This is a genomic window from Nocardia rhamnosiphila NBRC 108938 (assembly GCF_000720425.1).
In the GTDB taxonomy this organism is placed as follows: domain Bacteria; phylum Actinomycetota; class Actinomycetes; order Mycobacteriales; family Mycobacteriaceae; genus Nocardia; species Nocardia rhamnosiphila.
In genome coordinates, this window is record NZ_JOAJ01000004.1 from 325,275 (window position 1) to 343,405 (window position 18,131).

The 18,131-nt window shown below is 68.6% G+C and carries 20 protein-coding genes; 11 read left to right on the forward strand and 9 right to left on the reverse strand.

The window, feature by feature from the left end; all coding sequences use genetic code 11:
* Positions 1 to 360: 360 nt before the first annotated feature.
* Positions 361 to 1,878 carry a sensor histidine kinase gene (locus IG75_RS0117395; RefSeq protein ID WP_030522340.1) on the reverse strand — a complete coding sequence of 506 codons (1,518 nt, stop codon included), beginning with the start codon at positions 1,876 to 1,878 and terminating at the stop codon, positions 361 to 363.
* A gap of 8 nt (positions 1,879 to 1,886) precedes the next feature.
* A complete protein-coding gene (locus tag IG75_RS0117400) occupies positions 1,887 to 2,573 on the reverse strand; it encodes a response regulator transcription factor (protein ID WP_030522341.1) in 687 nt (228 codons plus the stop codon).
* A 443-nt stretch (positions 2,574 to 3,016) separates the two neighbouring features.
* On the opposite strand from IG75_RS0117400, the gene IG75_RS0117405 reads away from it, so the two are divergent.
* The 6 genes from IG75_RS0117405 (at position 3,017) to IG75_RS0117430 (ending at position 8,631) form a co-directional block, all read left to right on the forward strand.
* Positions 3,017 to 5,806, forward strand: a complete 2,790-nt coding sequence (locus IG75_RS0117405) for an ATP-binding protein (RefSeq protein WP_030522342.1) — start codon at positions 3,017 to 3,019, stop codon at positions 5,804 to 5,806.
* Complete coding sequence (locus tag IG75_RS0117410; RefSeq protein ID WP_030522343.1) at positions 5,803 to 6,216, forward strand: roadblock/LC7 domain-containing protein; 414 nt, start codon at positions 5,803 to 5,805, stop codon at positions 6,214 to 6,216. The genes IG75_RS0117405 and IG75_RS0117410 overlap by 4 nt, the downstream gene beginning before the upstream one ends.
* A gap of 200 nt (positions 6,217 to 6,416) precedes the next feature.
* Complete coding sequence (locus tag IG75_RS40270; RefSeq protein WP_030522344.1) at positions 6,417 to 6,731, forward strand: DUF742 domain-containing protein; 315 nt, start codon at positions 6,417 to 6,419, stop codon at positions 6,729 to 6,731.
* A 61-nt stretch (positions 6,732 to 6,792) separates the two neighbouring features.
* Positions 6,793 to 7,344: a GTP-binding protein gene (locus IG75_RS0117420; RefSeq protein WP_373863778.1), complete on the forward strand. Its 552-nt coding sequence runs from the start codon at positions 6,793 to 6,795 to the stop codon at positions 7,342 to 7,344.
* Positions 7,337 to 8,248, forward strand: coding sequence for an MHYT domain-containing protein (locus tag IG75_RS0117425; protein ID WP_063834155.1), 912 nt, complete (start codon positions 7,337 to 7,339; stop codon positions 8,246 to 8,248). The genes IG75_RS0117420 and IG75_RS0117425 overlap by 8 nt, the downstream gene beginning before the upstream one ends.
* On the forward strand, positions 8,245 to 8,631 hold the full coding sequence (locus IG75_RS0117430) for a hypothetical protein (RefSeq protein WP_030522347.1): 387 nt from the start codon (positions 8,245 to 8,247) through the stop codon (positions 8,629 to 8,631). Before IG75_RS0117425 ends, IG75_RS0117430 begins: the two co-directional genes overlap by 4 nt.
* Positions 8,632 to 8,867: 236 nt before the next feature.
* Here IG75_RS0117430 and rpmF read toward each other — a convergent pair whose 3' ends face one another.
* Genes rpmF through mrf form a run of 3 tightly spaced genes read right to left on the reverse strand, consistent with a single transcriptional unit; the run spans position 8,868 to position 10,661 of the window.
* Positions 8,868 to 9,041: a 50S ribosomal protein L32 gene (gene rpmF / locus IG75_RS0117435; RefSeq protein ID WP_030522348.1), complete on the reverse strand. Its 174-nt coding sequence runs from the start codon at positions 9,039 to 9,041 to the stop codon at positions 8,868 to 8,870.
* Between the two features lies 1 nt (position 9,042).
* Positions 9,043 to 9,312, reverse strand: coding sequence for a type B 50S ribosomal protein L31 (locus IG75_RS0117440; protein ID WP_030522349.1), 270 nt, complete (start codon positions 9,310 to 9,312; stop codon positions 9,043 to 9,045).
* A complete protein-coding gene (gene mrf, locus IG75_RS0117445) occupies positions 9,312 to 10,661 on the reverse strand; it encodes a ribosome hibernation factor-recruiting GTPase MRF (RefSeq protein WP_063834161.1) in 1,350 nt (449 codons plus the stop codon). The genes IG75_RS0117440 and mrf overlap by 1 nt, the downstream gene beginning before the upstream one ends.
* A gap of 108 nt (positions 10,662 to 10,769) precedes the next feature.
* On the opposite strand from mrf, the gene rpmB reads away from it, so the two are divergent.
* The 5 genes from rpmB to IG75_RS0117470 all read left to right on the forward strand — a co-directional run bounded on the left by rpmB (position 10,770) and on the right by IG75_RS0117470 (position 12,356).
* Positions 10,770 to 11,006 (forward strand): 50S ribosomal protein L28, encoded by a 237-nt coding sequence (gene rpmB, locus IG75_RS0117450; RefSeq protein WP_030522351.1) that lies wholly within the window; start codon positions 10,770 to 10,772, stop codon positions 11,004 to 11,006.
* An 8-nt stretch (positions 11,007 to 11,014) separates the two neighbouring features.
* Positions 11,015 to 11,185 carry a 50S ribosomal protein L33 gene (gene rpmG / locus IG75_RS0117455; RefSeq protein WP_030522352.1) on the forward strand — a complete coding sequence of 57 codons (171 nt, stop codon included), beginning with the start codon at positions 11,015 to 11,017 and terminating at the stop codon, positions 11,183 to 11,185.
* Positions 11,185 to 11,490: a 30S ribosomal protein S14 gene (gene rpsN / locus IG75_RS0117460; RefSeq protein WP_030522353.1), complete on the forward strand. Its 306-nt coding sequence runs from the start codon at positions 11,185 to 11,187 to the stop codon at positions 11,488 to 11,490. The genes rpmG and rpsN overlap by 1 nt, the downstream gene beginning before the upstream one ends.
* A gap of 32 nt (positions 11,491 to 11,522) precedes the next feature.
* On the forward strand, positions 11,523 to 11,777 hold the full coding sequence (rpsR, locus tag IG75_RS0117465; RefSeq protein ID WP_030522354.1) for a 30S ribosomal protein S18: 255 nt from the start codon (positions 11,523 to 11,525) through the stop codon (positions 11,775 to 11,777).
* A 114-nt stretch (positions 11,778 to 11,891) separates the two neighbouring features.
* Positions 11,892 to 12,356 (forward strand): hypothetical protein, encoded by a 465-nt coding sequence (locus IG75_RS0117470; RefSeq protein WP_030522355.1) that lies wholly within the window; start codon positions 11,892 to 11,894, stop codon positions 12,354 to 12,356.
* Positions 12,357 to 13,026: 670 nt separating this feature from the next.
* Here the strand turns inward: IG75_RS0117470 and purH are convergent.
* The 4 genes from purH to IG75_RS0117495 form a co-directional block, all read right to left on the reverse strand.
* Positions 13,027 to 14,589, reverse strand: a complete 1,563-nt coding sequence (gene purH, locus IG75_RS0117480) for a bifunctional phosphoribosylaminoimidazolecarboxamide formyltransferase/IMP cyclohydrolase (RefSeq protein WP_030522357.1) — start codon at positions 14,587 to 14,589, stop codon at positions 13,027 to 13,029.
* A complete protein-coding gene (gene purN / locus IG75_RS0117485) occupies positions 14,586 to 15,233 on the reverse strand; it encodes a phosphoribosylglycinamide formyltransferase (protein ID WP_030522358.1) in 648 nt (215 codons plus the stop codon). Before purN ends, purH begins: the two co-directional genes overlap by 4 nt.
* Before the next feature lie 139 nt (positions 15,234 to 15,372).
* Complete coding sequence (locus IG75_RS0117490; protein ID WP_051714681.1) at positions 15,373 to 16,944, reverse strand: cell division protein PerM; 1,572 nt, start codon at positions 16,942 to 16,944, stop codon at positions 15,373 to 15,375.
* Positions 16,945 to 17,011: 67 nt separating this feature from the next.
* The gene (locus IG75_RS0117495; protein ID WP_030522360.1) at positions 17,012 to 17,935 is read right to left on the reverse strand and encodes a DUF5336 domain-containing protein; all 924 of its coding nucleotides are present in this window, start codon (positions 17,933 to 17,935) and stop codon (positions 17,012 to 17,014) included.
* Positions 17,936 to 18,131: the final 196 nt, after the last annotated feature.

Consider the following 18,131-nt stretch of genomic DNA (forward strand, 5'->3'; position numbering starts at 1 on the left):
CTCTCACCCTCACGAGGAAGCCCGCACCCCACCTCCACAGGGTCCCCGCCGACCTCACATGCACATTTCTATCCGGCCCGAGCAAACAAGCCCACCTCCACAGGGCTCACGCCGGGCCTCGTGCGCGCCTTGTATCCCGCCGGCGCGAGCAAGCCCACCTCCCGCCCCGCACAAACCCCACCCCACATGCGCGCCCACTCTCCTTTCCCCCGAGCGGCACATTCCCCAGACCCGACACCGGCCGTCGGCGTCCCCGCCCACCATTCACCCACATCCCTGTTCTTGTTCCAGGCGACCCGTATTCTTCCGCAATTTCCGGCACCCCCGGGCCAACCGAACAATATTTCCGGCCCTCCCGAATTATTCGCTGCCTCCGCTTTCCGGACGATATTCCTCGGGCGGCGGGTTTTCACCCGGCAACACGATGCGGATGAGTGCGCCACCGCGCTCGGAGGTGTCGATGGCAATAGTGCCGCCGTGTTTGGTCACGACCTGTTTCACAATCGCCAGGCCGAGCCCGGAACCGGGCATGGAACGTGAGGCGGTGGTGCGATAGAAACGCTCGAAGACCAGCTCGCGTTCGCCCGGTGGAATACCGGGTCCGGCATCGTCGACCGATAATTCCAGAAGTCCCCGGCCGGTCTCGGCCATCAGTACGCGGACCTGTTCGCCGGGCGGGTTCCATTTGGCGGCGTTGTCGAGAACATTGAGAATCGCGCGTTCCAATGCGGCGTCGTGCCCGTACACGAACCAGGGGCGTAATTCGGCGGCGAAATCGGACGCGCCGCGGCGGCGGACCCGTTCCAGTGCGCGTTCGGTCACCTCACCGAGATCGACCCGCTCGTAGACGGTTTCCGGGGCATCCTCGCGGGCCAGGTCCACCAGATCGCCGACCAGGTTGGACAGCTCTTCGATCTGCGCCACCACATCCGAGCGCAGTTCGGCCATATCCTCCTCGGGGATGGCGGGCGCGTCGGGGCGGCTCGAGGCGATGAGGAGCTCCATATTCGTGCGCAGGGAGGTCAGCGGAGTGCGTAGTTCGTGGCCGGCGTCGGCGACCAGCCGCCGCTGCCGGTCCCGGGATTCGGTCAGGGCCCGCAGCATGGTGTTGAAGCTCTCGGTGAGCCGGGCGAGCTCGTCGTCACCGGTCACCGGGATCGGTGTGAGGTCGTCGGTGCGCGCGATCCGCTCGGTGGCGGCGGTCAGCCGGGCGATCGGGCGCAGCCCGGTCCGCCCGACAGTGGTGCCGGCGCCGGCGGCGAGGACGACCCCGCAGGCGCCGACAGCGAACAGCAGCCAGGCCAGCCGGTCCAACACCTCCCGGGTCGGTTCCAGGCGTTGCGAGATGATCAGGGTCACGCCGGAATCCATGCGCTCGGCCAGTACCCGCTGATTGTTGTAGGTGCGCAGCGACGAATCGCGGGTGCCCTGCGCCACCGCGATCTCCTCGGTGCCGATGGGCGGGGTGGTCGGCTGCGGCGGGATATAGGCGGGCAGGCTGGGGCGCTGGGTGGACTCCTGGTTGGCGGGCGGATAGATCAGCGCGACACCGATATCGTTGGAGAACAGGGTCGCCACGCCCAGCGACTGGAAGGCCATGCTGTCGATATCGCCGCTGATCATGGTGGCGGCGCGGGCCCGCAGCTGCGCGTCGACCTGACCGTAGAGGGCGCGGGCGACCATGGCGTAGGCGGCGATCGAGGTGATCGCCACGAAAATCGCCACCAGCGAGGCGGCCAGCAGGGTTACCCGCCATCGCAGGGATACGGTGCGGGTCAGCGGGGTCGGGGGGCGCATGGGGGCCGGCTCGTCCGGCCAGGGGCCGCCGAGCGGCGCGACCGAATGTTTCTTCGCCGCGGAACGGGGAGTGCGTGCCATATCCGCGCCTACGGGGGCGTTTCACGCAGGACGTACCCGACGCCGCGCACGGTGTGGATGAGCCGCGGTTCGCCGTCGGCCTCGGTTTTCCGGCGCAGATAGCCGATATAGACCTCCAGGGCGTTACCGGAGGTGGGGAAGTCGTAGCCCCATACCTCCTCGAGTATCCGGCCGCGGGTCAGCACCCGGCGCGGGTTGGACATGAGCATTTCGAGCAGGGAGAACTCGGTGCGGGTCAGCGAGATGGACCGCGAACCGCGGGCAACCTCCCGGGTGACCGGATCGAGTGAGAGGTCGGCGAAGTGCATCGCCTCGGAGATCTCACCGGTGTCCGGGGCACGGCGGCGCAGCAGGGCACGCAGCCGGGCCAGCAGTTCTTCCAGCGCGAACGGTTTGGGCAGGTAGTCGTCGGCGCCGGCATCGAGGCCCGCGACTCGCTCGGATACCGAATCGCGGGCGGTCAGCACCAGGATGGGCAGGTCGTCTCCGGTGCTGCGCAGCCGCCGGCACACTTCGAGTCCGTCCAGCCGCGGCATCATGACATCGAGTACCAGCGCGTCCGGGCGGTCGGCGGTCGCCTTCTCCAATGCGTCGATACCGTCGACCGCCAGATCGACGGTGTACCCGTTGAAGGTCAGCGACCGGCGCAGTGACTCCCGCACGGCACGATCGTCGTCGACCACCAGAATCCGCATAACACCAGTTTGACCGCAGCGACTGAGAGGCTACTGAGAGGGCCCGCCGCGCCGCGAGTCCGCTGACCACCGGTTTCGCCGGACGGATTTTCCGGATCCGGGTCGAATATCGGGCGGAACTTCCCCCTCACGGGAAGGTACCGGACGGTCGACCTAATGAAGACCAACTCTCGACGTTCCCGCGCGCAGGCATCTTCACCTGGGAATTCATCCGACAACCGGACGATCCATTACCACCCTGTGATATGCCACGAAACCTGTTCCACATCCGCTTTATTCGCGGTATAACCGTCTGAACGTCCCGATTGCCCGCCGCTAACATGCACGGTATGTTCCGATCGGTAAAAACTAGACCTCCGGTTGGTTCGGTGTGAAGTGAATCATAACTGAAACGCCCACGCGCCAAAAAGAGGTCGATCGTGATGCGGAGGCGACAGAGGCGGATGGAAACCCCGCGACCGTGGCAATTCAGCCTGTCCAACTGGTCGGTCACCCGCAAGGTCGGCATCGTCCTGGTCCTGCCGGTCATCCTGGCAACCCTCTTCGCGGTGCTACGGATCAACAACGAGCTGCGCACCCTGGAACAGCTCGAGGCCGCGACCGACCAGTCCCGCATCATCGCGCCCATCGTCGGCTACAACGCCGCTGCCGAACACCTCGCGGTCACCGCGACCGCCGGCTGGGCCGACAACCGCGACCCGCGGGCCTCCGCGGCCCTCGCCGGTTTCGACGCGGCCCACGAAACCCTGGAACGGGCGCTGGACTCCAACCAGATCCGGCCGGAGGTCTCCCGCGAACTGTCCTCGGCACTCACCATCGGCAGCACCATGCGCAGCGGCCTCAGCAACGGGTCGCCCGCCATGGTGGGCGACCAGGCCGACGAGATCGCCGTCCGGATCGGTAACGCGCTCGCGCAGTCGCCCACCGTCGAGGACCTGTCGATCCAGCGCTACTTCCTGCAGGTGAGCGCCATCCAGAACGCACGGCGCTCGCTGACCGCGCAGCGCCTGGTGATCAGTTCGCCCACCGCCGAGGACAATCCGGCCATGCGCGCCCGGGTGCTCACCTCGGGTGGCGCCGAACTCACCATGATCCACCAGTACGGCCAGATCATGCCGGATGTGGCCGGCAATATGCGGCCGCTCTTGGACGCGGTGCAGACCCGGCTGGCGATCTTCAGCCAGGGCACCCAGGGCGCGATGACCGATCCCGCCGCACTGAAATCCCTCGATACCAGCTCCCAGGCCTACCGGGTCACCACCGACCAGCTGATCGCCACCATCGGTGGCGCACTGCACCATGCGACGGTTTCCGCCCAGAACAGCGCGCTGCGCGAGACCGCACTGCTCATCGCCGCCCTGCTCGGCGGCCTGACCCTCGCGCTCGCGGTCGCCCGGACCCTGGTCGTCCCGGTGCGCCGGCTGCGTCGGGACGCGCTGGAAGTGGCCCATGTGCGCCTTCCCGAGGAACTCGAGCAGGTTCGCGGTGGCGCCGAGACCCCGGAGATCGAACCGGTCGGCGTCCAGGGCACCGAGGAGATCGGCCAGCTCGCCCGGGCGGTCGACGAAATGCACCAGCAGGCCCTCAATCTGGCTGCCGACCAGGCACGTTTGCGTGTGCAGATCGGCAACATGTTCGAGACCCTCTCCCGGCGCAGCCAGTCGCTCGTCGAACAGCAGCTCGGCATCATCGAGGAACTCGAGCACGACGAGGACGATCCGAAGCGGCTGCAGAACCTGTTCCGGCTCGACCATCTCGCCACGCGAATGCGGCGCAATGGTGACAACCTGCTCGTGCTGGCCGGTACCGCGCTGCGTCGCGGCCAGCTCGACCCGGTCCCGCTCTCGGATATGCTGTGGAGTGCGGTTTCCCAGGTCGAGGACTATCAGCGGGTCGAGATCGGTCATGTGCCCGAGGGTGTGGTCGCCGGTGAGCCCGCGGTCGATATCGAACACCTGCTCGCGGAGGTCATCGACAATGCGTTGCGGTACTCCCCGCCCAATACGCCGGTGGCGGTGACCGTCTCCCGCGCGGTCGACGGCGGGTACCTCATCGAGATCACCGACCGGGGACTGGGTATGGCCAACGAGGACCTGCAGGCCGCCAATGCGCGCCTGGCCTCCGGTGGTGAGATCAATGTCGAAACCGCGCGCCGGATGGGTCTTTTCGTCGTCGGCCGGCTGGCCAAACGGCATCAGATCACCGTCGGCCTGCGCCGCACCTCGACCATGGCGCAGCAGCCGGGCATCACTGCCAGCCTGCATCTGCCGGGTCTGCTGATCTCCCCCGATACCGGCCCCGACAACTCGAACGTCCTCACCGCCGACCTCTCCGCGGCCCCGCCGCAACTCCAGCACACCTCTCAGCTGCCGCAGCTGCCTCCGCCGCCGGCACCGCGGCAGCTGACCCCGGTACCCGACCTGCCGTCCTCGGATTCGTGGACCTCGCGGACCGATCTCCCCGCGGTGCGGCCGCTCACCCCCGCCCCCGCGACCTCGAGTTTCGGCACCACATCCACCGGGCTGCCGCAGCGCCGTCCGTCCACGCACGGTCCCGCGGCCCCCGGCAAGGACACGGCGAACGGCAGCGGATCCCGGGACACCTTCTCGGCGTTCGATCCGGTCCCCGAAACCCCGGAAGCCGACGACTCGCCCACCGGACTGTGGTCGGAAACCTACAAGTCCCAGCCCTTCCCGGCGCCGGTCGAGACCCCGGCACCGAGCGCCACCGAACACCGTCCGTCGTCCGAACCGGAGCCGCCGGCGGTCACCGCCCGCTCCGGCTTGCCGATCCGGCGGCCGGGCATGGACCACGACGACCCGTTCGGCCGCAGCGAGGCGCGCCGCGACGAGCCGGCGCCGGCCACGACCACCTCTTCCCGGCTGCAGCCGGTCGGCGGTGAAACCCCCACGCCGATCTACCAGCGTATGGTCTCGGAATGGCTGGTCGAGCCGGCCACCACACAGGACCAGCCGCGCCAGGACTGGACCACTCCCGCCGATATCGGCTGGCTGGCCGCGGAGGACGCCGCCAAGCCGAGTTCGGACTCCAAGACCGCGAACGGGCTCCCCATCCGCCGACCGGGCGCGCAGCTCGTACCCGGCGGGCTGACCCCCGTCGAAGACGAGGCCCCCCGGGACCCGGCGGAGATCCGGAGCAATCTGACCAGACACCTGAGCGGGGTCCGCAGTGGGCGGGCCGACGCGCAGAACAATGACGGAGGGCTTGCATGACCGACGACGACCCGAAGAGCAGCACGGACGAGAACCTGAACTGGCTGGTCGCCAGATTCACCCGGGACGTGCCGGGTGTCTCCCATGCCGTCCTGGTCTCCGCGGACGGCCTGCTGCAAGCTGTCAGCCCCCATCTGCCCGCCGATCGTGCCGAACAGCTCGCCGCGGTGACCGCGGGCCTGGCCAGTCTCTCCACCGGCGCGGCCCAGTTGTTCGACGGCGGCAAGGTGATGCAGTCGATCGTGGAGATGCAGCGCGGCTACCTACTGGTCATGAGCGTCGGCAACGGCTCGCATATCGCGGTACTGGCCAACAAGCAGCACGATATCGGCCGGATCGGCTACGAGATGGCCCTGCTGGTCGATCGCGTGGGTGCGGTCGTCAGCGCGACCGCCCGATCCACCGTCTGAGCACCATGTCCCAATTCGGCCAAGGCTTGCCCGATCCACCCACCGGCGGACCCGGATTCGGCTCCCCGGATCGGAACTACGGTCCGGGCGCACAGAACTTCGGACCCGGTTCCTCGCAGTACAACACCGGTGCCTATCGGTTCAGCGCCCCTGCGCAACCGAACAGCCCGCGCCGGGCCGGACGTGTCCGCCCGTACGCAATCACCGCCGGCCGAACCCAGCCCGCAGTCGACCTGCCGATGGAGGCGGTTATCGAAACCATCTCCTATCATGCACAATTCGATTGGCCGTCCGGTGACATCCGAGCCGAGATCCTCCGGCTCGGAACCCACCAGCTGTCGGTTGCCGAAATCGCCGCGCATCTCGATCGCCCGCTCGGTATGGTCCGCGTCGTCATCGGTGATCTCGTCGTGGACGGCAACCTGCGAGTGCATTCGACTTTGACCGAGCAGGCGAGTTACGACGAACGCCGGTCGCTGATGGAGAGGACATTGCGTGGACTCCGAGCCCTTTAGCAAGAGCCAGGGTGGTGGTGCGGGGGAGACCGATACCCGGGTCGCGTCGACCAAGATCGTCGTGGCCGGTGGATTCGGCGCGGGCAAAACAACTTTCGTGGGCGCGGTCTCGGAGATCGTGCCGCTGCGTACCGAGGCGATGGTCACCAGCTTCTCCGACGGCGTCGACAATCTGGACGACACCCCGGACAAGCGGACCACTACGGTCGCAATGGATTTCGGCCGCATCATCCTGCCGGGCAACCTGACGCTGTACCTGTTCGGTACACCCGGTCAGCGCCGGTTCTGGTTCATGTGGGACGACCTCATCCGCGGCGCCATCGGCGCGGTGGTGCTGGTGGACGCACGCCGGCTGGAGGACAGTTTCGCGGCCGTCGACTTCTTCGAGGCCCGCAATCTGCCGTTCCTGATCGCGGTCAACCGGTTCCCGAACTCGCCGCGGTTCGCCATGGCCGAACTGCGCGAGGCGCTGTCGGTGCGCGAGGGTGTGCCGATCGTGGATATCGATGCCCGTGACGCGAAAGAGGTCCGGCAGGCGCTGGCCGCCGTCACCGAGTACGCGATCAACCGTTTGAAGGCTCAGGAATACGAGGGAGTCGCCCGGCATGGTTGAGGTGCTGGCCGCGGAAACGGTCGAGACCGCCGATCTGTTCACCATGGGCTACTGGCTGACCCTGCTCACCTTCGGGGTGTCGGCGGTCGGGATGTTCGTGGGCCTGGCCTGCGCGGTGAACGGACGCCGTTCGGTCCGGTTCCGCCCGGTATGGGTGGCCGCTGCCGCGGTCTCCATCGGCGGTATCGGGGTCTGGCTGGCCAGCACCGTCTCATTGCTGGGCATATCCATTCCGGGCCGCATCCTGCGCTATGACATCTCGGACCTGACCCTGTCCCTGGTGTTCGCCGTCGCCGCGGTCTTCCTCGGCCTGCTCCTCGCCGGTCGCGAGTTCGAGGTCAAACGCATGGTGAACGCGGCGGCCGGGCTCGGCCTCGGGTTCGGGATCATGCTGTGGCTGCAGCTCACCTCGATCGATATCCAGGGTTCGGTCTCGGTGAACATCGGGCTCTTCGTCGTCGCGATCGTCGTCGTGGTCACCGCTTCCTCGCTGTGCGTGTTCCTCTTTCAGCGGTTCCGCTTCCCGGCGGCCCGGTTCGGGTCGATCGCGATGTTCGGCGCGGGCGTGGCGGCCGTCTACTTCACCGGTGTCGCCGCCCTGGAATTCCGCTTCGACTCCGAGGCCGAACCCGCGCAGGGCATGGAACTGTTCGGCTACGCCTTCCCGATGTTCGTCCTCGGCCTGCTGGCCCTGGCCGTTCCGATCACCGCGGTGCTGGTGGCGCCGGAGCGCCCCGACGACACTCCCCGCGCCGCGAAGCCCGGTACGTCCGAGACCGGTGGCCCGGCAGGCGGTAACGGCAGTGCGTCCCCCACGGACGAGCAGATCCGGCCCGCCGCCCGGCCCAATGCGGCGGCAGCGCTCGCGCAGCGGGCTCAGCCGCTGCCGGAACCGGCGCGTTGAGCCGGGCGGAAACCGACATCGTGCTGTCCGATCAGGAGAAGCTCCTGCGGGAGCTGTGGGCGCAGGTGCGCGGTCTGCGCTCCGAGGTCTCCGAACTACGGGTCGAGATCAGCGAAATGGAAGCCACGCTCGCCGATTTCGCCGACCGGGCGGACCAGCAGGAGCGAGTGGAGTTGCCGTGGCCGGTCTCGCTGCTGCTGCTACCGGCCGCGCTCGCCCTGGCGCTTTTGCGACAGGTGGGTGATATCGCGCAGGTGCTCGCGGCGGAATGCGACTCGCGACAGCGGGCGGAGTTGCCCGGGGAGATGGGGGCGAAAGGCCTCGAAAGTGGCGATGAGCGGGTCTCCCATCTCTGGGAGACCCGCCCTCACGCACGAGGATAACCGGTACGGACCGGTGAGGCAGTAGTCCGCCGAGTTTTTCCGGTGCTTACCGGATATCCCTCCGAAATAGCGGTACCGCACCCGACTTCGGTCCGCAACCTCTCAGCAGGCGCTCGTTCGAGGTGAAGACCATGATCATGCTTGCCGAAGATTTGCCAGCGGAGTCACATCGGCCTCCGCCCTTCCGCGGATACGACTGTCTCCACGGTCCTTTCGCATCTAGGGGGCCTGACAATTCACCGGCGTGTCAGGTCCAGCAAGCCGCGCCGGGCCGCCTCGACCAGCCGCCGCGGCACCCGATGCACCACACCGTCCACCGTGACCGGAACCAGATCCGGCGGGGTGGCCTTCCAATTCGACCGGCGGCTACGGGTATTGGACCGCGACATCCTCCGCTTCGGTACCGCCATCTCAGTGCTCCTTCCGGTTCCGCCCGGCACGCCGGCCGTATCTGCGTTCGAATTTCTCCACCCGGCCCTGGGTGTCGAGCACGCGGTGCGCGCCGGTCCAGAAGGGGTGCGAATCCGCGGTCACGTCCACCGTCAGCAGCGGATAGGTATTACCGTCCGTCCAGGTGACGGTCCGGTCGCCGGTGGCCGTGGAACGAGTCAGGAACCGGGCCCCGGTACTCGCGTCCTCGAAGACCACGGGATGGTAATCAGGATGGATATCGGCTTTCATCACTTCTCCTTCCGGGCGCGCTCGCCCGTGTCGCCGCCCCGGCCCTCACCGGTGGCGGCCGGATACGGTTCGTCCGAATCACAGGGGTCGGTATGCCATTCACCGAAGGGATCCGACCAGCGGGCCACCTGATGCGGCGCCCGCTCGACCAGCCGCAGTTCGGCATCGTCGACCAGTGCCCGGTCCAGTGCCTGCCGGACCTCGTCCGGGTCGGCCGCGTGGACCAGGACGACCAGCGAATTGTCGCGGTCGCCGAACCGGTCGTCCCAGCGCAATCGGGCCATGGCCAGCCGCTCCCGCTCGACCTCGGCGCGTTCGGCTTCGGTCATCGCCGCCAGCCAGCGACCGGCACCGCCGATTCGCAGCCCCCCGCCGGCCGATTCCAGCCACACGACCTCGTCCGGCTGGGTCGCCAGCCATATCCGGCCACGCGCCGTGACCACACCCTCGAACAGCACATCCAGCGCCTCGTGCAGCCGCTCGGGGTGGAAGGGCCGGCCGGCGGTGAATTCCACCAGTTCGACACCGCATTCCGCCCCCAGCGGGGGTTGACCGCGCAGCAGCGGGGCATGCGCGTCGAAGACCCGTCCGCGCCGGGACTCCGCCGGGATCCGGGCCAGCAGTCCCTCGACCGCTCCGGAGGTCACCGCGGAGTCGGGGCCGGTCCACAGCGCCGGGGCCAGCGGCACCAACCGGGACAGCACCGCCCCGAGCCGGGCCCGCTCCAGCGGGTCCACAGCGTCGCCTCCGGTGATCACCAGGGCATCCGCGAAATCGACTTGTCCGACGGCCAGTTGGGCGAGAGTGCGCTCATCGTCGGCCCATGCCCAGCCGAGTTCGTGCAGTGCTTCGTCACCGGTCGCCGCCGGCAGCCAGGTGTGCGCGTCGATACCGGTGAGCACGGCGGCTATCCGGACGTCCCGCGCCGCGGGACCGTCCACCCGGCCGACGACACCGGCCACGACCATCTCGCCGATTCCCTGGCACACCGACTCCGCTTCGATGGCCGGGTCCAGGGCGAGCACGATCCGGTCCACCGAATCGCGGGCCGCGAGAGTGCACAGCAGCGGCAGTAGATCTGCCTTCAAGGTGCACGAGACGCAACCGTGGGCCAGTTCGTGCACGGAGACGGTGGCCGTGCCGCCGTGGGACACGGTGCGGCGCACGATTCCCTCCCCGAGTTCGGCGAGATCGTGGCGCACCACGACGGTGCCCGGGGCCGCGCCGAGGGCGTCCGCGATGAGGTCGACGGAACCGGCCGGATCACCGTGCAGGCCGGCGACCACCACGACCGGTGTGCGGCGGTCTCCGGGATCGATGACTTCTGGGAGTTGTGCGGAATGGGACACCACTACCCTTTCGGTAATGATTTTCAATTACGACCCGGCACACGCTACAGTGTGGACCCATCGTTGTCGAAAACGATTGTCATCGTCGTTCACGTCGGAGGGAGTCCCATGTCGGCGCATTGTCAGGTCACCGGCCGCAAACCCGGATTCGGCAAGGCCGTCTCGCATTCGCACAAACGCACCAGCCGGCGCTGGGATCCCAACATCCAGCGCAAGACCTACTACCTGCCCAGCGAAGGCCGCCGGATCACCCTCGACGTGTCCGCCAAAGGCATCAAAACCATCGACCGGGACGGGATCGAAGCCGTGGTGGCCCGCCTCCGCGCCCGCGGAACACGGATCTGAGCGCCCCGATGGCATCGAAATCGACCGATATCCGTCCGGTGATCAAACTCCGCTCCACCGCGGGCACCGGATACACCTACGTCACCCGGAAGAACCGCCGGAACGATCCCGACCGCATGGTGCTGCGGAAATACGATCCCGTGGTCCGCCGGCACGTCGACTTCCGGGAGGAGCGCTGATGGCCAAGAAGTCCAAGATCGCTCGTAACCAGCAGCGACGCGCCGTCGTGGCCCGGTACGCCGAACGGCGCGCCGAGCTCAAGGAACTGATCCGTAAACCCTCCACGCCGGAGGACGAGCGTCTGGCCGCCCAGGCGGCCCTGCGCCGACTGCCCCGTGACGCCAGTCCGGTACGATTGCGCAATCGGGACACCGCCGACGGGCGACCGCGCGGTTATCTCCGGAAGTTCGGCCTTTCGCGTGTGCGTGTGCGCGAGATGGCGCATCGAGGAGAGTTGCCCGGTGTGCACAAATCGAGCTGGTAACCCACCGATCTCGTGAGTTAGGAACCGGTCATATGGCAGTCAAACGAGGCCCGTCGAAGAAGGTCCGCGCCGAACAGGCCCGCCGGCCCAAGAAGAACCCGCTGATCGCCGCGGGTATCGAGACGGTCGATTACAAGGATGTGAATCTGCTGCGCACCTTCATCTCCGATCGCGGCAAGATCCGCAGCCGCCGGGTCACCGGTCTGACCCCGCAGCAGCAGCGCCAGGTCGCGGTCGCGGTGAAGAACGCGCGCGAAATGGCTCTGCTCCCCTTCACCAGCCGCTGACGCGGCACCTGAATCCGCACCCGGACGCCCGGCACCGCACGACGCGGCGCCGGGCGTCCGGCTGCCGGGTCCACGGACGGTGGCGCGAAGCCGGTGCCCACTACAGTGGTGCGCATGGTCACACTGCGGGGATGGACGGCACTTCTGGCTCTAGGCGTCACCCTCGTGGTCTCGGCCTGCGGTAGCGACGGCACCGCCGCCCCGGAGCCCGGGCTCTCCCCGACCTCCGTGCCCGCCCCGGCGAATACGCCCACGACTCCCACCGAGGACCCCGGAGCCGACCCCGGCCACCTCTTCACCGCGGATCCGTCGATCGTCGGTGCCCATCCCGTGCCCTTCACCTCGTGGACGAAGGTGGCAGAGGATCGGATCGCGATCCACTTCGAAACCGGCGTGCCCGAATGCTACGGCGTGGACGCCACCGCCACCGAGGACGACAGCACGGTCACCGTCGAGCTCCGCAGCGGCACCCGCGCCGACGCCGTCGACAAGATGTGCGTGATGATGGCGGTTTTCGGCACGCTGGAGATCCAGCTGGACGCACCGCTGGGCGACCGGCAAGTGCTCAGCGCTGCTTGACGCGGCCGCGTATCCGTCGACCCGAGGCGGTTTGCAGCGCAACGCATTTCGTGCCCCCGAAAACTTGGGCAGAGGAACTCGCGGCTTACCTGCAGTCGGACTGTGCCATAGCGTGCTTCTCGCACGGCCACCGGTTGTGCCCGCAACCACAGAGGGTGAACACGGATATGCAGAAAACTCTCGTCGGTGGTATCGCCGCGCTGGCGATCGCAGCCGGCTCGGTGGCCGGTACCGGCACCGCGGCCGCGGCCGGACTACCGCTCGAAGTCGCCACACCCGCCGCACCGCGCACGGTGCAGGGTGACTCCACTGGGTCCGGCGTTGGTCACGGACCCAGTGGCTCGTCGCTGAGCGGCCCGATCTCCAGCGGTTCGGCTGAGGCGGCCGCCGGTTTGTTCGTGCTCCTCGGCGCCATTTTCGGTGATCCCAATCCTTGCGCCCCTCTCTTGTGCTGAGGCCTCTCTGCTCAACCGCACGAACCAGGGCGCGAGGGCACAATGATCCTGGATCGACCGACACGCCGACCACATTGTCCTGCACGCTGCCCGGCACAGCCGATCCCCTGGGCGTTCCACCTACACCCGACTGACGGACAGTCGACCCGCGCCCGTGCGGCCCCTCGTTTCCCAGCGATCGAGGGGCCGCACGGTGTTTGTCGCGCTGGCCGATGTCAGTGGGCGAAGTGCCGGGACCCGGTGAAATACATGGTCACCCCGGCCGCCCGCGCCGCGTCGATGGTGTCCTGGTCGCGCACCGAGCCGCCCGGCTGGACGATCGCCCGGATACCGGCTTCCAGCAACAGTTGCGGCCCGTCGGGGAACGGGAAGAACGCGTCCGAGGCGGCCACCGACCCCGCGGCCCGGTCACCGGCCCGCTGGACGGCGAGCCGTACCGAATCGACCCGGTTGACCTGACCCATACCGACACCTACCGACGCACCGTCATGGGCCAGCAGGATGGCGTTCGATTTCACGGCCCGGCAGGCGCGCCAGGCGAATTCGAGATCGGCGAGTGTCGCCGCGTCCGCGGCTTCGCCGGCCGCGAGGGTCCAGTTCGCCGGATCGTCGCCGTCGGCGTCGATCACATCGCGCTCCTGGACCAGCAGGCCGCCACTCACCGGCCGGTGTTCGGCACCCGCGGGGGCCGGCGCTTCGGCGATCAGGATGCGGATGTTCTTCTTGCGCTGCAACACCTCGACGGCACCGTCGGCGTAGGAAGGCGCCACGATCACCTCGGTGAAGATCTCGGCCACCTGCTGGGCCATCGCCACCGAGACCTCGCGGTTCGTGGCGATGACGCCACCGTAGGCACTCACCGGATCGCAGGCGTGCGCTTTGCGATGCGCCTCGGCGATATCCGCGCCGGTCGCGATACCGCAGGGGTTGGCGTGTTTGATGATCGCCACCGCGGGTGCCTCGTGGTCATAGGCAGCCCGGCGAGCGGCGTCGGCGTCGGTGTAGTTGTTGTACGACATCTCCTTGCCGTGCAACTGCCGCGCCCGTGCCAGGCCGAGCCCGCCGTCACCGTCGGTGTACAGCGCGGCCCGCTGATGCGGGTTCTCGCCGTAGCGCAGGACCGCCGAACGGTCCCACACCGCGCCGATCCAGGACGGGAACTCGGCCTCCTCGGCAGTCTTCTCGACCAGCGTCGACGCCATCCAGTTCGCCACCGCGACGTCGTAGCTCGCGGTGTGCTGAAAAGCCTTGGCGGCCAGCGCGACACGCTCCGACAGCGTGAACCCGCCGTCGGCGACGGCCTTGCGGACCTCGTCGTAGTCGCCGGTGTTCACCACCACGGCGACCGACGGATGGTTCTTGGCCGCGGCGCGCACCATCGACGGTCCGCCGATATCGATCTGTTCGACGCAGTCGTCCGGGCTCGCCCCGCTCGCGACGGTCTCGCTGAACGGGTAGAGGTTCACCACGACCAGTTGGAAGGCCTCGATACCCAGTTCGGTGAGCTGGTCGAGGTGCGCGGCTTTGCGGGTATCGGCCAGAATGCCCGCGTGCACCCGCGGATGCAGGGTTTTGACCCGGCCGTCCAGGGTTTCCGGGAACCCGGTCAGGTCCTCGACCTTGGTCACCGGGACACCGGCGTCCGCGATCCGCGCCGCTGTCGAGCCGGTGGACACCAGTTCCACCCCGGCCGCGTGCAGCGCGGTCGCCAGCTCCACGAGCCCGGTCTTGTCGTAGACGCTCACCAGCGCCCGGCGGATCGGCGTGCGTTCACTCACCGGAGAACTCGCTCATCAGGGATAACTGCCTTTCGTCCATCGGAGACAATTCCGCGGGTCGCGACGGCGGCCACAACCTCCACCAGCAACCGTCGCTCCACAACTTTGATGCGCTCGTGCAATTCGGCCTCGTCGTCGGCCGGATCGACCCGGACGGGCTCCTGGGCCAGGATCGGACCGGTGTCCACTCCGGCGTCCACCAGGTGCACGGTGGTCCCGGTGACCCGGACCCCGTAGGCCAGCGCGTCCCGCACCCCGTGCGCACCGGGGAAAGCGGGCAGTAGGGCCGGATGGGTGTTGATGATCCGGCCGCCGAAACGATCCAGGAACACCGGGCCCAGCAGCTTCATGAAACCCGCGCAGACCACCAGGTCGGGCGAGTATCCGGCCACTGCCTCGGTGAGCGCCACATCCCAGGCGCCGCGATCGGCGTGATCGCCGACCGCGACCCGGAAAGTGGGGACGCCCGCCGCCGCCGCGTGTTCGACGGCGGCGCACTCCCGGTCGACGCCCACCGCGTGGATCCGCGCCGGATAACCGGGGTCGGCGGCGGCATCGAGCAACGCGCGCAGCAGCGAACCGGTCCCCGAGGCGAGTACGACCAGGCCGGCCGGGGTGGAATCGGTGGGTTCCGGGGCGGTCAGGGCTCTACTCCTGGAGTTCGAAGGAACGGCGGGCGGGGTCCACCCGCCGGCGGGGACGAACCCGCGGCACGGATAGAGCCTAGTAGACGCGGTCGGGCCCGCCTGCGGCGGCGGTGAGCCGGAGCCGGAGCGGGCGCGGTCAGTTCCGGCGACCGTCTCCGTCGTCCCCGTCGAGCGCGTCCGGTTCGACCACTTCCGCGTCCACGATCTCGGGTGCCGTCTCCGCGGCGGCGACAGCACCCGCCGCGGATCTACGCGGCTGGTCCTCGACCAACTCGGCGTCCAACGGCTTCTCGGGCCCCGGGGACTCGGCACGCGGCCGATCGAGCAGACCCGCATAACGGTCGGCCGGATCGGTGGCGGAATCGCCCGGTAGCTCCGGGAGCCGCCGCTCCGGCAGCGCGCGGCCCGCCGGAGCCCGGGCGCTCTCCTGCTCGTCGGGGTAACAGTCCTCGTCGTAGTCGATATCGTCCGGGTCGAAGAGCGCGTCGGGATGGCGCATCAGCGGGGTGGGGAAGGAGACGACGAAGGTGCGTGCGAAGAGCAGACCGGCGTAACCGGGAATCGCCAGCCAGGCGAACACCGCCAGGGCGAACACCGGAAGCTCGAGGCCGAGGCGCCCGAAGTTCCCCAGTTCTCCCCCGGACAGCGCGGCCAGCGCGGTGAGCGCCGCGCTCCCGAGCCCGGCCGCGGCGAGCAGCGCCCAGGGCGCGCCGGGACGGTCGTAGCTCACCCGCGCCGATTCCACGCCCCCGTACACGCCCACGGCCGCCGGGACGAGCAGCAGCACGGCCCACCAGAGCACGGCCGGACCCGTCGGTACCGCGGCGAGCACCGGGACCGCGGGAATCGGTCCACCGACCACGGTGAACACCCCGACCGACGCATCACCGAACTCGACCCCCGGCCCCACCAGCACCCCGACCCCGGCGACCACCGCGTTCGGCAGGTACAGCAGCGAGAGCAGGGTGAGCCCGAGTACGTCCACGATTCCCTTCGCGGACCCGTAGGTTTCGCCGACCCGCGACCAGTTCACCAGCAGGGCCAGCACCACCAGCACCGCCGCGGCCGCCAGCAGGCGCAATACGGCCCGGCCCGCCACGTACGCGGCGGCGATCACGTCGTAGGGCAGACCCTCGAAGAGGCGTTCCCGGCAACGGAACGCGATCCCGCACAGGACGGCGGTCAGGTGCAGGAGCAGCACCCAGCCGAAGGCGGTCAGTGGGTTGGGACGTTGCAGGGCAATGGATCCCGACGCGTCCTCGGTGACCGCCAGGCATACGGCGGTGATCAGCAGCGGGCCCCCCACGGCGGCACCGCACAACCAACCCAGTTCGGCCCGGGTGGGTTCGGTATCGGTGGCGGCGACGGCTTCCCGGGCCGCGGCCCACAGCAGCAGCGCGGTCGGCAGCACCGGTAGCAGGCCCACCGTCGTACTGCCGATGAGCAGCGGCACCTGGTGCACGGCAAGCCATCCCGCGGCCACCGCGCCGCTGAGACCGGTGAGATCGCTGCCCGCGGTGAAAAGGGTCACCAGCATGGTGACCACGACGACCGCCAGGGCGAAAGCGGCGGGCCGGAAGGCCACGAAGAGAAGCACCCGCGCGCGATCGGGGGGTAGCGAGAGAAAGCCCGGCTCGTCGCCGGAACGCGCCGAACTCCTGCGTGCCCCCCGGAGCGGGTGGTTCGACGAGGTACGCGGGGAACTCATGGATTTCAGAGTGGCAGCCGCCCCGGCGCGGGCGCTTCAGGCGCGCCGCGCCGGGTGCTGCCGGTGCTCACTTCTGGTCGTCGGACTGCCGGAACGCGCGGGTGGCGTCGGCGGCCGGATCGGAGGGCTGTTCACCACCGAACGGCTGGGCCTGCTGACCCGGCTGCTGCGGCTGCTGACCGTAGGCCTGCTGCTGCGGCTGCTGACCGTAGGGGGAGGGCTGCTGGCCACCGGCATACGGCGACTGCTGCGGCTGCTGGCCGTAACCCTGCTGCTGTTGCTGCTGGGCGTAACCCGGCTGCTGACCGTAGGCCGCCTGCTGCTGGCCGTAGCCCGGCTGCGGCTGCTGGCCACTGCTGTACTGCTGGCCGTAACCCGGCTGCTGCTGGCCGTAACCCTGCTGCTGCCCCTGGTACTGCTGCTGGCCGTAACCCTGCTGACCGCCGGGGAATCCGGTCTGCGCCGCCGGACGAGCGGCCGGCGGGGTGAGGATTCCGGCGTCGAACAGCACGACCGCCACCGCGAGACCCGTCTGCACCAGTGCCAGCACCAGGATCAGGTAGAGCCCGATCTCGGCCTTCGCGCCCTCGGGCAGGCTGAACAGCTGGAACAGGATGGTGACGAAGGTTCCGGCCGCCACCGCGGCCGCCGCGCCGACCCAGTCCTGCTTGGGCAGCAGCGACAGGCCCGCGAGGATCGCGGCGATCAGCAGTAGTCCGCCGATCGTGGCTTCCTGGTACTCGAACAGATTCAGGCTGGTATCGGCCGAGGACGGCAGATCCATATCGGTATCCGCGCCCACATAGGACAGGAAGCCGAGCAGGAAGGCGATCACACCCACCGCGGCCACACCGATGGTGAGGAAGAACGGCAGTCCTTTCCCGCCGGCCCCAGCGGCACTCCCACCACCGGCCGCCTGCTGGCCTGGATTGGGCGGAACGGAGGGCGGAACGGGTGCGTTGTACCCGGAGCCCCCGGTCGGGTATGACATGTCGTCATCTCCTAGGTCGAGTAATACGTACTTGACGGCTGAATTCTCTTTGACGCTACTGCACGCACGCGCAGAGGTCATCACCGAAGGATTCGGCCGTAGACGGCTCGATTACGCCACCGATACCGTCCACGCACCGTATTCCCGGTTGGTGCGCGACAAACCACGGAGGCCGCCCGCGCGATGCGGACGGCCT

Coding starts and splice junctions, on each gene's coding strand:
- IG75_RS0117395 (WP_030522340.1), bottom strand. CDS start 1,878: ATGGCACGCACTCCCCGTTCCGCGGCGAAGAAACATTCGGTCGCGCCG.
- IG75_RS0117400 (WP_030522341.1), bottom strand. CDS start 2,573: ATGCGGATTCTGGTGGTCGACGACGATCGTGCCGTGCGGGAGTCACTG.
- IG75_RS0117405 (WP_030522342.1), top strand. CDS start 3,017: ATGGAAACCCCGCGACCGTGGCAATTCAGCCTGTCCAACTGGTCGGTC.
- IG75_RS0117410 (WP_030522343.1), top strand. CDS start 5,803: ATGACCGACGACGACCCGAAGAGCAGCACGGACGAGAACCTGAACTGG.
- IG75_RS0117425 (WP_063834155.1), top strand. CDS start 7,337: ATGGTTGAGGTGCTGGCCGCGGAAACGGTCGAGACCGCCGATCTGTTC.
- rpmF (WP_030522348.1), bottom strand. CDS start 9,041: ATGGCGGTACCGAAGCGGAGGATGTCGCGGTCCAATACCCGTAGCCGC.
- IG75_RS0117440 (WP_030522349.1), bottom strand. CDS start 9,312: ATGAAAGCCGATATCCATCCTGATTACCATCCCGTGGTCTTCGAGGAC.
- rpmB (WP_030522351.1), top strand. CDS start 10,770: ATGTCGGCGCATTGTCAGGTCACCGGCCGCAAACCCGGATTCGGCAAG.
- rpmG (WP_030522352.1), top strand. CDS start 11,015: ATGGCATCGAAATCGACCGATATCCGTCCGGTGATCAAACTCCGCTCC.
- rpsN (WP_030522353.1), top strand. CDS start 11,185: ATGGCCAAGAAGTCCAAGATCGCTCGTAACCAGCAGCGACGCGCCGTC.
- rpsR (WP_030522354.1), top strand. CDS start 11,523: ATGGCAGTCAAACGAGGCCCGTCGAAGAAGGTCCGCGCCGAACAGGCC.
- IG75_RS0117470 (WP_030522355.1), top strand. CDS start 11,892: ATGGTCACACTGCGGGGATGGACGGCACTTCTGGCTCTAGGCGTCACC.
- IG75_RS0117490 (WP_051714681.1), bottom strand. CDS start 16,944: ATGAGTTCCCCGCGTACCTCGTCGAACCACCCGCTCCGGGGGGCACGC.
- IG75_RS0117495 (WP_030522360.1), bottom strand. CDS start 17,935: ATGTCATACCCGACCGGGGGCTCCGGGTACAACGCACCCGTTCCGCCC.